Annotated in this window: 8 protein-coding genes and 1 pseudogene; 1 reads left to right on the top strand and 8 read right to left on the bottom strand. The window is 59.3% G+C overall.

Annotated features, from left to right (window positions below; genetic code table 11):
• Positions 1-93: 93 nt before the first annotated feature.
• Positions 94-966: a restriction endonuclease gene (locus OMK73_RS03870; RefSeq protein WP_267600853.1), complete on the top strand. Its 873-nt coding sequence runs from the start codon at positions 94-96 to the stop codon at positions 964-966.
• Between the two features lie 738 nt (positions 967-1,704).
• Here OMK73_RS03870 and OMK73_RS03865 read toward each other — a convergent pair.
• The 8 genes and pseudogenes from OMK73_RS03865 to OMK73_RS03835 form a co-directional block, all read right to left on the bottom strand.
• On the bottom strand, positions 1,705-3,768 hold the full coding sequence (locus tag OMK73_RS03865) for an acyltransferase family protein (protein WP_267600852.1): 2,064 nt from the start codon (positions 3,766-3,768) through the stop codon (positions 1,705-1,707).
• 273 nt (positions 3,769-4,041) lie between these two features.
• On the bottom strand, positions 4,042-4,188 hold the full coding sequence (locus OMK73_RS38775; RefSeq protein WP_420715456.1) for a KfrB domain-containing protein: 147 nt from the start codon (positions 4,186-4,188) through the stop codon (positions 4,042-4,044).
• 293 nt (positions 4,189-4,481) lie between these two features.
• Positions 4,482-5,318, bottom strand: a pseudogene (locus tag OMK73_RS38770) (DNA cytosine methyltransferase); the annotation flags it as partial.
• Positions 5,318-5,737 (bottom strand): hypothetical protein, encoded by a 420-nt coding sequence (locus OMK73_RS03855; protein ID WP_267600850.1) that lies wholly within the window; start codon positions 5,735-5,737, stop codon positions 5,318-5,320. The gene OMK73_RS03855 and the pseudogene OMK73_RS38770, both read right to left, overlap by 1 nt.
• A gap of 15 nt (positions 5,738-5,752) precedes the next feature.
• The gene (locus OMK73_RS03850) at positions 5,753-8,986 is read right to left on the bottom strand and encodes a KfrB domain-containing protein (RefSeq protein WP_267600849.1); all 3,234 of its coding nucleotides are present in this window, start codon (positions 8,984-8,986) and stop codon (positions 5,753-5,755) included.
• Positions 8,959-9,957 carry a hypothetical protein gene (locus OMK73_RS03845; protein WP_267600848.1) on the bottom strand — a complete coding sequence of 333 codons (999 nt, stop codon included), beginning with the start codon at positions 9,955-9,957 and terminating at the stop codon, positions 8,959-8,961. The genes OMK73_RS03850 and OMK73_RS03845 overlap by 28 nt, the downstream gene beginning before the upstream one ends.
• Positions 9,891-11,114: an Eco57I restriction-modification methylase domain-containing protein gene (locus OMK73_RS03840; RefSeq protein ID WP_267600901.1), complete on the bottom strand. Its 1,224-nt coding sequence runs from the start codon at positions 11,112-11,114 to the stop codon at positions 9,891-9,893. The genes OMK73_RS03845 and OMK73_RS03840 overlap by 67 nt, the downstream gene beginning before the upstream one ends.
• A gap of 317 nt (positions 11,115-11,431) precedes the next feature.
• Entirely contained in the window at positions 11,432-11,788 is a 357-nt protein-coding gene (locus OMK73_RS03835; RefSeq protein ID WP_267600900.1) for a hypothetical protein, read from the bottom strand.
• Positions 11,789-11,854 lie beyond the last annotated feature (66 nt).

The raw sequence follows: 11,854 nt of genomic DNA, 5'->3' as shown, positions 1-11,854 counted from the left end.
AAGCGTATGAGACAGATTTGGTCGGATGGATTGAGGTCGTCTAGCAGGGAATCGCACGGCAAAACGAACAAGAAAGAGTGGTGGAGTCAGGGTATGCCAAGCATTCGTTCCATAGACATGCTTTTTCTTGACGACCTGCTCGCCATGGGCGGCGGGTATGTCCTCAATTTCTCCGACCGGACCTTCTCCCAGTTTTTCGCCGAGGAGCTCAACTGCGACATCGACGATCCCGCGTATGCGGTGAATGGCAGGTCGAAGGGCAAGCGGCTTCGGTGCTTCCTGCAGACGGTCGATATCCCCACCGTCGTCCGCGCGCTCAAGGCCCTATGGGAATACCGCGAGGCCGTGCGCGCGCGGGATCAACAGGAGGAGACGGTGGAGAACGCCGAAGGGCGGCTGCTGGCGCTGATCAATCGGTTGGAGGGCAAGCCCGAGGCGGCCAAACCGGCCGGCCAGACGCCCGCGCCGGCATTTGATCGTCCACGGCTCATCCAGCTCAAGGCCGAGCTGCTCGCGCTCCACCAGCTCGCTCCTCAAGCGCGTGGCTATGCCTTTGAAAAGCTGCTCCGCGACATTTTCAACGTCTACGGGTTGGAAGCCCGCGAGCCGTTTCGCCTGCGGGGCGAACAGATCGACGGCAGCTTTCAGCTCTCGAATGAAACATACCTGCTCGAAGCCAAGTGGCAGGGCGGCCAAACCGGTGTCGCCGATCTGCACACATTCCACGGCAAGCTCGAACAGAAGGCTGCTTGGACGCGCGGCTTATTTGTCAGCAACAGCGGCTTCTCCGAGGATGGGCTCGCAGCCTTCGGCCGAGGCAAGCGGGTGATCTGCATGGATGGCCTTGACCTGCACGACACGATGCACCGGGAGATTTCCCTCAGTCACGTCCTTGATCGCAAAGTGAGGCGGGCCGCGGAGACGGGCTCGCCATTCACTCGCGTGAGGGACCTGTTCACGAACTAACAGCAAGAACGAGCCAGAAAGAGGAGAAACATGGGCAGCCAAGTGTGCGAGCTGGCGTGCGTCCGAGTAGTCTCACTATTTCGGTAACTACAGTCTCACAAAGTCCCTCCCGGTCTCACCAATTCCGTTCCCCCGCACGAAGCGCGCGAGATCTAGGTAGCGCCGTCGGCGCCATTCACCGATACTGTATATTTATACAGTCATCGAAAAAGTGGGCCATGGGCAACAGCAAACGCTCCGCCGGCTGCCAGATTCCCACCCGGGACGGCGCCGAGCCTCTCCCCTTTCCTACCGTTGGTCAAGCCGCCGAGCGTCTACTGAACGCCCTGGACGAACTCGCCGAAGGCTCTGGCGGATTCAGTGGCTGGGAAAATGCTGCCGGCAGGGTGGCAGGTGACGCTGTTGAAGAGGCGCGGCACGAATTGCGCACTCTGCTCGAACGCCCACGAGCGTTGCCAGAGCCCGCCATCTTCGAGAAGGTATTCCGCTCTCCCCCGTGCAAAGGGCGGCTGAAAGCATGGGCTGGCGCGGACTGGCAGAGGCCATATGGCGCGCTGCCTATGAGGGCGAGTGAATGCGACTCGCTGCCGGCATCCGTCAAAATGTTTGAAGGTACGTCACAGCCTTCGTTCTCCTTGAAACCTAAGACAGCGCAAGGGATTCAAGGAATCGGAACCAGGTGGCGCGAGCAGCTGCAGGACCGCTGGCCAGCTGATCGGCGCCGGCGAGTTGATGAAATTATTTCGTCGTGCCACGCTCGCCAAAAATGCCTTCCAACTCTCCGGGGTGCTTCGCCCTGTATGCGCGATAGTAGATCTCGCTTCCACCCTGCCCGAGGTGGCCGGTATCGTTGTGACGGTATAGGGCGACACCGAACAACTGCGACTGGCACCTGCCGCCGTCACAAGGAACGTCGTAGGTGTGGACGATTGAGATGCTCGGAAACTGCTGCTTCAGGTCGGCCAGCAGCCTCTCGGCTACCTTGTGGTCCTCGCGCGCGCGCGTTTCCGCATAGGTGCAATCGCCATCCGCCCCTACCCCATATAGCCGATTCGAGATGCAGTTCTCGAGCTCAGCCGGCACGATCGGCACATCGTCCAGCAGAACCACGCGCTTCCCAGCGGCAAGCAACTTGGCAACCGTGTCCTGGAAGTACGTATCGCCTGGCAGGAACCCATGGGTATTGGGTGCGGTAGCACCTTGGACACCCACATAGCCTTGCCAGACGGCCGCCATGATGACCTGGTCGATCTCCGGATGGGCAAGCACGTAACTGAAGACTGCTTCGTTGTGCCGCAGGCACTCCTCTCGATGTGCCTGGAAGGCCGGATTGCCGGCTCGAGCGGGACCTCGGCCGATCGGCGGGCACATGGAGAGCGCGACGTCATGAATTGAGAGCCCGAACTCCTTGCCTAGCTGGTCGATGAAAGGGACGAGATGGTACGCATGCGAATCTCCCCAGTAGATCGCCGTGGGGGAAGCAGCAGCCAGTCCGAGCCGGCATGTTGACTGGTCAGTCAACTCGACTTTGTTCCAGCAGGCGTCAGCGCGCTTGCCTTGAAACACTGAGTGCCCCGTTTGCTCGTAGCTGGCGCGAAGGTCCTTCGGGTAGAACGCCACGAAATTGTCCGTCGCTTTCGCGATCAGCAGCAGGCACCCAAGCGCGCATACAGGCGCTACAAACAGCACCAGAGTAGTCTTTCGGTTCGTCCAGTTCCGCCGGCGTATAGGCTCCTCAATCCAATGGTGAGTAGCCATGGCCAGCCCGGTGCACAAGAGGATACCGGCGAGCGTCCAGGCGTCGGACGTTAAATGGAATCTGCGCAGTGCGAACAGAATCGGCCAATGCCAAAGGTAGAGCGTGTATGAGAGCTTCCCGGCATAGACTGCTGCACGATTCGTCAGCAGGTTCCCAACCCTACTGGCACGCTCACCAACTGCGATGACCAGGGCCGCGCCAAGGCAAGGGATCAATGCGTAGACCCCTGGCATCGGTGTATTGGCCTCAAATCCGACGACGCACCATACGATGACCGCCAGCCCGCACAAGAGCAGCGCGTCCGCGATTGTGGCGGAAACACGTGCCAAGTATTGCCGACCGCCGAACGCCAACAAAACACCGATCAGGAACTCGAACGCGCGCGTATGCAACATATAGTAGGCACGCGAATCGGCGAGACCAACGGCGTGTTGGGAGTATGCGAGTGAAGCCGCAAGGAGACACGCCAAAACGCCGAAGCGCGCCCGCCCACTGGCTCGTCGCAACGCCACGAGAAGCAACGGGAAAGCAAGATAGAACTGCTCTTCTACCGACAGCGACCAGGTGTGCAAGAGTGCTTGCTTATCCGCGGTTGGATCGAAGTACCCGGTCTGCTTTCCCAGGAAAATGTTGGAATAGAAGATGCCGACAAAGAGGCTGTTCTTCAGGACATCGTAGGCGTCCTCCGGAAACAGGAATGCCAACGCGAACGCTACTGTCGCGCCGAGCATGCAGTACAAAGCCGGCGCCAACCGGCGGAGCCGGCGGGCATAGAAAGTCGCGAGAGAGAATGCGCCGGCGTGCTGCTCCCGAGCAATCGCGCCCGTCACAACGAACCCTGAAATGACGAAGAACACGTCGACGCCAATGTATCCACCTGCGAACCCTGCGATCTGGGCATGGCAGAGAATCACCGCGAGAACCGCCAGAGCACGAAGCCCATCTATCTCTGGTCGATAGTGGCTTACGTTGTGCCTAATCTGCTGCGGGACTGTTGCCGCTTCGCTTCTTTGGTGAGCGTCCGCGCTCGTTCTTAACAACATCCCTGCTACTGACCTACTCACCTGAATCCTTTTCTCTACGCGGCTCCCCCATCCCGAGGACGGCACCACCGTTTTCCCAATGGCAGTGCCCACGCCGGTGGCAACCCCTAGTTGCCATCCATTTTTTGAAATGGACGGTATATAGAAAATGCTCGACAGGTGCGAGCCTTTTGTTACAAAGACGGTACATCGAGCTACCTATGGATATCGGCCGCCGGCGAAAAAAGTAAAGGCACGACCCAATGGCGTGCCTTTTGAACCGGAAGAATGTCCTTACACCAGGCCGAGCGACATTTGCTGTTTGTTGGGCTCCTCCGCACGCCCACGTCCGCGCTCATACGAGATGCGTACCGTAGCTCCCAGCTTCGGAGGCCGAGCGAAGGCAGAGGCGTCATGCACAACACCGCAACCACGGCCCACGTCCTGTATGACGAGATTGCCCTGTATGGCCACAACCTGGCCCTTGTAGCGCCCCTTCTCAGAATCCGACCGGGAAAGCACTTCCACCACTTCGGAAGCCAAGATGACCACCTCAGGGGAAGTTTGAGCTCGTCGGCCACCTCCTGGAATTTGCGATCTTCCAGCGGTATCCCGCCTCGGCCCACCAGACGCTGCATCGAGTTACCCATGTGCTGGCCTAGATCCTGAAAGGGCTCGTACAGAACCGCCTGCCCCAACATTTCGTGCGCTATGGTGTTCGAAAGGCCCTCAATGAGTGCGGGCGGCACCCCTTTCAGCGATGCGTGCTCGCCGGCGGTGAGCAATCTCATCTTTGAGGGGTCCGTCGGTGAAGCGACATAGGTGCCCGTGGATTGAGCTTTCGAGTACGTCTTGTTAATGGTCCCGGTGTGGTCGCTATCCGGCGTGACCACGCTAAAGGCGAAATTTTTGCCCTCTGCCTGATCACGAACGAGCTTGTCCTTCAAGTAGCCGTATTCCCTGAACCGAGGGTCCTCCGACGGAATGTCCTCGAGGACTTCGCCCAACCTTCGCGGGGGCCTGTCAGGGGGAAGGAGCTCCTCGAGATCGATCTCAATGCCCTCCGTCACGGCCACCATGCACCAGCGATTGCGGTGCTCCAAAGCGCCCCACTCCTTGCCGTTCAGCATCCGCTCGTGAATGTCGTATCCCATATCGCGGAGTTGATTGCGAAGAATGGACGCGGTCTCTGTGTTCTCCATTCCCGGGACATTCTCAACCACGACAATGGCCGGATTCACTTTCGCGATGATGACAAGAGCGCCCACCACCAGGTGTCCAACCTCCGGGTGCTCCGCCTCATGCTTCAGTCCGCGTTTTGCCTTTCCGGCGCGGCTGGCCCCGCTACACGGTATCCCCGCCTCGAGCACATCCACCTTCGGGATGTGTGACATTGCACGCTCGTCAAACGCTAGCTCCTGCATAGGCGCAACCAACGGGACAGTCTTGCTTGACCACGCATCGTTATTCGTCGACGCTTGCTGCATAAGGTCCTCGCGGATCTCGTTGGCAAACGCCAGTTGCGCCGGGACGCCAGAACGCTGCAGGCCGGCATGCAGCGCGTGGCTCATCACTCCGCCCCCATGGCTGAGGCTGCCCATCGTGATCGGTTCACCGGCCTCCAGCTTTGCTCGCAATCGCTGAAGCCGCTCCTGCTTCTTGAGCTCCGAAGCCAATGGAAGAATGTAGATCTCCCCCTGCCATTCTCTCCCTGCTTGGCCACCACACGAACGGCGGCCATGCCATCGAAGCAGGCTAAAAGGGCCTGCGAGTTCAAATCGATAACAGGGTTGATCCGTTCGCCGATCGTCTTGGCTGAAACGACACGCGTGCCGTCGGGATTGGCCTGCAGCACCAGTGTTCTGCCGCGCACCTCGATGTCGTAGCGCTGGCCAGGGCCAAAGCCCGCGATTGCGGCCTGCAGCCCCTCCAGCCAAACGCGGGGACGCCCCTTGTTCGCGCCGATCTTCTTGATGAAATACCCGTCCATAGTGCACTCCTCCGTTTAGTGCTCAATCGCCTTTCCGTCCTGCGGCCTATCGCGTAGCGATGCCATGGCAGAGCCGAATCGATACGTCACCCTCACGTTGTCGCCGAGTTTGAAAGCCTTGTTCAGCAACTCATCGCGCGCGTGGATCACTGCGCGCCGTTGCCCCACGTCCTGCAGGAAATAGCGATCGGTCTCACCGACAAACGGCCCCATGTACTGGCCTTCGCCACGGTTCGGGAGGGCTGTGTCGAATCCAAGCTGACGCGCGTGGTCCTTGGCCTGCTGCTGGTACTGCGTGACAGATTCAGCGGCATCTAGCATTTCTTGCGTCGCATACCACTTGCCCGGATACGAAGACACGGCCTCTGCGAGCGCCCTGTCCTCCTTGATGCGCTCAACCAGCATGGTCTGCACCTCGCGACCGTCGCCCATTTCCATCAGTGAGTCGAATGCACTGTCGAAGATGCGTTGGGTAGATGCTGGTTCCTTGGTCGCCTGCAGGAAGCGGCGGGCAGCTTCATCAACGCGCGTCACCGTGCCCTGGATCTCTCTTTGCTGCTTGTCGGTCTCGGCTGCCAGAGCATCGGCGCCGGCGCGCTCCGCTGCCCAACTGGCAGGCGTCCACTTCGACACGTACTCAGAGTCCGCCTGCATTTTCTTGAGTTCTGTCATAACGTCTGCCACGTCCTTGCGCAGCGCGAGCAAGCGGCCCTCGTCCGCGAACGGCCGCCCGATCTCCGACTTGACCTTCGTGCGCTCGCGCACCTCCCTGTCTAGATCAGACTGTGCGTCCGCAACCGACGACTCAAACGTGTCAAGAACGTTGTCCAATCGCCTAAAGAAGCCGTCGACGCTGAAGTTGTCATTCTTCCCATAGGCAAGGTTCGGCGGTCGGCGCTCGTAGACAGGGCTATGAATGACAAACTGGAGAGCTCCCTTTGCGGCAACCGCCTCGACGGTGAAGCCTCGATAGAGCCCCACCCGCTGAGGAGCCTCTTTTTCGTAAGCAAATGTCTTCGCAGATTTCAACGCCGATTCCATCGCCACGCCGATATGGGAAAGCAATGCATCCTTGTCGTCCTTGCCGAACCGACGCTGCCCGATCTGAAACGCGAACTCTTCCGTCGTGTTTCCGTCACGCAGAGCAATCTCGGCCTGCAGCTTTTCGATACGATCCGACGCACGTACCTCTGCGCGCTCGAGCCATTGCAGACGCCCTTCCATGCTGTGCATGTTGCGCTTGTAGTTCGCATGCACGGCCTCAAGCTTCCGCAACTCGGACGACAGCTGCACCTGCATAAAGATCAGCGGGTTGCCCGTCGCCGCAGCCTTCATCTCCGCGGCGTTTGCTGCCTCGCTCGCGATATCCTCGATCACTCGCTGGCTACCACCACCCTTGCGGAACTGTTCGATGCCGGCGGCCTTATATTCGATCGTTTGCCACATCCGCGAGTCGTAGGTCTGCTTTGTCGCATAGCGAATCAACTCGACTTCAAAACCATCTGGATCTTCCTGATAGAACTCGTTACCTTGGCGAATGATCCGGCCTTCCCTCTGTTCGAGGTCGCGCGGTCGCCAGGGGGCGTCCAGGTTGTGTTCGGCGACAAGCTTCTTCTGCACATTGGTCCCAGCCCCCATCTTTGCGGTCGATCCGAGCAGGAAGCGCACTTCCCCGCGATTCACTTGGTCAAATAGCTTCGCCTTCTGCAGGTCGCTGTTGGCCTCATGGACATACCGGATTTCCGCCGCCGGCACGCCACGCGCGATCAGCTTCGCACGGATATCGTCATAGACACTGAACGAGGAGCCTGTCGCGAGGAGGTCATCCATCGAGATGGTGGCACCCTCGTCCTCGATCTCCTCCGCGTCATCGTCCCTTACTGGTGAAGCCTCCGCTTGCGCCATCCCGCCCTTCCCGAGCTTGGGCGTGGACAGATCGCAGAAGACGACCTGCGTACCCTTCCGTTCGTCCCACTTCTTGTAGATCCGCATCATTTCTGCGACAGCGGCATTGACCTTGCTTCCCGCGAAATCAGGCACGCTAGGATCGATCAGCCGGAAGTCCAGACCGGCCTTCCGCGCGTCATTCGTCACCTTCAACGGGTTGTCTTTTCGGGGGTCTTTCGGCATGTTCTCCATGCGATGGATGATCGATCCCTCGTTCCAACCCATCACAGGGCTTCCGTCTGCGCGCAGATACGGCTGGCCGTTTGAATCATAGCGACGCTCTTGAATGCCCATGTACTTCGCCTGCTGCGGCGAGCGCTCCACCACGATGTTCTTGGACTTCCCGCCGGCCACACGAGGTACAGGGAACCGTTTCCCTTGCGCCCGAGCCTGCTCCTCGAGGTCATCTCGCAAAATGACGTCAGCAAATGATCGGTACATGTTGACGAGCTCGGGCACGTTCTGGAATTTCGAGAACCGCGAGTTGAGCTTGTAGTTCACGCCAGTGGCGTCCAATTCCCATCCGGCTACCACTTGGCCAAAGGTCGAAGCCCAGGCGTCGAAATGCACGATGCCGCGATCCTTCATGTCCTCATACTGGAAGTAGCGCTGCAGCGTGTACATCTCGGCAATCGAGTTGGAGAGCGGCGTGCCTGTCGCTCCATACATCCCACGGCCGTTGTAGCGCTGCTCGAGGTATCTGCCTTTCACGAACAGGTCGAAAGCCATGTCGCTACCCGTGAGATTACCCAGGCCTGCGACTGATTGCATCGTCGTATTGATGAAGAGGTTCTTGTACAGATCGAACTCGTCGGTGAGCAACATATCGACACCGAGATCATCGAATGTGACGGCCTTGTCTTTGCCGCCGCGATCCGCCATTTTCTCCATCTTCTGCGTCATGCGCTCACGGGCTTTCTCCATCTGCTTGATGGTCATGCGATCGCCGTTCTTGCGCTTGATTTCTGCGATCGCGTCCGTCAAGTCGTCAATCTGCTCCGAGAGGATGGCTGAGAGCGTTTCCTCCGGCATGCCGATTTTCTTGAAGCTCGAATGTCCAACAATGACGGCATCCCAATCCCCTGTGGCAATACGGGCGAACAGCGTCTCCCGATTCTCCTTCTTGAAGTCCGACTTTTCAGCCACCAGTACATTCGCATTTGGATACAGTTCGTAGAACGCATCCTTCCATTGCAAAACCAGGTGGTTCGGAACGTTGATCATGGGCTTGTTAGCCAAGCCCATGCGGCGGCTCTCCATCGCTACGCCAATGATCACCATCGTCTTGCCGGCGCCGACCACGTGGTCGAAAAGGCCCTTCCGTCCTGCACGCCGCGCCAGATAGCATCCTTCTGATGCGGACGAAGCGTGATGTCTACGGATGCACCAGGCAGTGTCAGATGATCCCCGGAATAGCGCGGGGCCACGTCGGTATTAAACCGGTCGTTGTAGAGCCTCGCCAGGGCGTCTCTTCTATCCTTGTCGGTCCACACCCAGTCAAGAAACGCCTGTCGCAGCTCCTCAGCCTTCTGGTTCGCAGCAGCCGTCTTCTCTTCGTTGGTGCGGTAGATCGGACCGCGCTCGTCGCGACCAATCAGATCCTTTACCTCGATGGGGCGATTCTCAAGAATCCGCTCGATCAGCGTATTGGCCCCCGCCTCTGCCGTGCCCCACTGGACGTTGTTGGTCGTGCGATCCGCCGGCGAGATCTTCACCAACCATTTCCCTATGGCCTCCTGGTAGCTAATTTGGCGGCTCACGCCTCCCAAGACATGAGAGATGAACTCGCTCACGTACTGCTCCGGGACCCAGGTCGAACCTAGCTGGATAGAGATGTCGACCGGCTCAATGTCCTTCGGCTGTACGGCTTCAAGAGCGTCGACATTCGCTGCGTACCGCGCGTCCTGCCCCGCGGCGAGCTTCGCAGCCGTAAGTTTTGCCTTGACGTTGCCAGTCAGGTACTGGTCAGCAGTCTCCCACCGATCTCGGAACGGGTTGTGGTAGATCAGCCCGCGCAGTTCTGTGACCAGGGCTTCCTCAGTCTTCCCCACCAGCCGGACCATCAGGTCCAGGTCGACGCGGCCACGCTCGTTCATCGAAACGACCAGAGCGTCTTTGGCGGTGGCCACGCTCGTGATCTCGCGCGTGGGTGCCATCACCCGCTTCGTGAAGATCGCCGCTTTAGTGGCGCTAGGCTCGCGCGCCTCTATGCCATTCTTGCGCGCGGTTTCCTTCGAGACGCCTCGATCAAAGTCTTTTTCAAGGGCATGCAACAGGGGTACTCGGGATCGTCACCCATTGCCTGCTTGTTGACCTGGCTGCTGACGAAACCGTGCTGCTTCACGAAGCGATCGTAGACCCGATTGAGGTCACGGCGGAGGGCTTGCAGTTCATCGTCCGTGGCGTCAGTCCGCTCGGCGGCCATCAGCGCCCGGAGCGACAGGCGCGCATCAACCATCCCCTTAATCCGTTCACCGGCGCGCTCGTTCTTCGGTTCCACGAGCTCGTGGCGCTGTTCGTCCAAGAGATCGGGAAGACGACGTGCAATTGCCCCGCCGGGCGTCACGAAGTACGCGCCAACCTTCGTGTGCGCTGGGATCACTACCTTCTCTTCATCGCGGCCTGCAGGAACCACCTCGAATCTCGTCTTCTCCAGCTGCCGATAGATGCCTGATGGCAGCGACTCGATTGCGGCGGCCAGCGCGGCGGGCAGATCCTGGCCGTCAGGAGCGATAAGAGCGGCAGTATTGCCCCTGTACATCGTCCCTTTCAGTGCCATCTCCCCAAGCATCATGTTGGGCCGATCGAGGTAATACTGATTGACGGTAATGGGCACGCCCGTTTCTGCATCGGGTAATGTACCGACGTTCACCCATGAGAGATCGGCCTCCTGCTCTGCGGTCCGCTTTTGCAGGAACACGATGTCCGTCGTCACCTCCGTTAGCGCGTTCTGCTTGAAGGCGGTGTTGGGCAACCGGATAGCGCCGACCAGGTTCGCTGTCTTGGAGACGTGCTCACGCGCGGTCGAGAGATTGGCATCGAGGAAATAGTTGCTCACCACCACGGCGACAACGCCGCCTGGCCGCACCTTGTCTAGCGCCTTCGCAACGAAGTAGTTGTGAATGGAGAACTCGCCAAGTTCTTTGTGCTCGCGATCGTAGAGCTTCTGATTGCCAAAGGGCGGATTACCCACGGCTGCATCGAAGTAGTCGTGCGGTATGCTGACTTCTTGGAAGCCTTTATTAATGACAGTTGCAGAGGGATAGAGGTGCTTGGCAATCGCGGCGGTAGTCGGATCGAGTTCGATCCCCGTCAGCTTGGATTTCTCCCGCATTTCGCGGGGCATGAGGCCGACGAAGTTGCCAGAGCCAAGGGCAGGTTCAAGCATTTTGCCACCGGGGAAGCCGAGGCGATCAAGGCCGGCGTAGATCGCCTCGACAACCGGTTGAGCGGTGTAGTGCGCATCCTGAGTGGATCGACGCGCAGCATCATAATCGGGACCCGAGAGAAGTTCCCTGAGCTCGTTGAATTCGCGCGCCCAATCCGAATTCGCCGGATCAAACGCTTGCGGTAGTCCACCCCATCCTACGTACCGAACAAGGGCCCCTTGCTCCTCCGCAGTCGCGGCTCGCTCCTCGCTCTCCAGCGCGGAAAGAATACGCAGTGCTGCGACGTTATCGCGGTACTTGGCCTTGGCACCACCCTCGCCGAGAGCGTCCGCGTCCGTGATGACATAGTCGGTCGGCTTTACAGTTCGGTCTGGACCTGCGCGCTGGCCAGAATCTCGAACTCCGTCTCGCCCGCTGCCAGGCGCTCCAACGCCGCCTGCGTCGTCAGGACGTCCATTTCGGTCGTCTGCTGTTCGAGCAACCTGCTCAGGAGCAGGATCTCGCCCTGCGCTTCCAGCGCCGACAACTTCTGCGGATCGTTCACCGCCCAGCGATCCACGATCTTCCAGCCGTAGATCGTGTACGGGCTCTTGGCGATCAACTGCAGTGTGCTGGCTTGCAGCACCCGTTGCGCCATCTCCAGCGGTTGTGTTTTGCCCACCAACATGATTCTCTCCAGAAAAAAGGTCCAGTTCATCGGCACGCGCGTCTGCATCGATGCGCTCAATTGCCTCTACCGTTTCGTCAAAACCAAAATCAAATGCTAGCTGATTCAGCTGCT

It is taken from the genome of Cupriavidus sp. D39 (assembly GCF_026627925.1).
Classification (GTDB): domain Bacteria; phylum Pseudomonadota; class Gammaproteobacteria; order Burkholderiales; family Burkholderiaceae; genus Cupriavidus; species Cupriavidus ulmosensis.
Note: the sequence above shows the minus strand (reverse complement) of the source record. Positions and strands in the feature narration are given on the sequence as shown.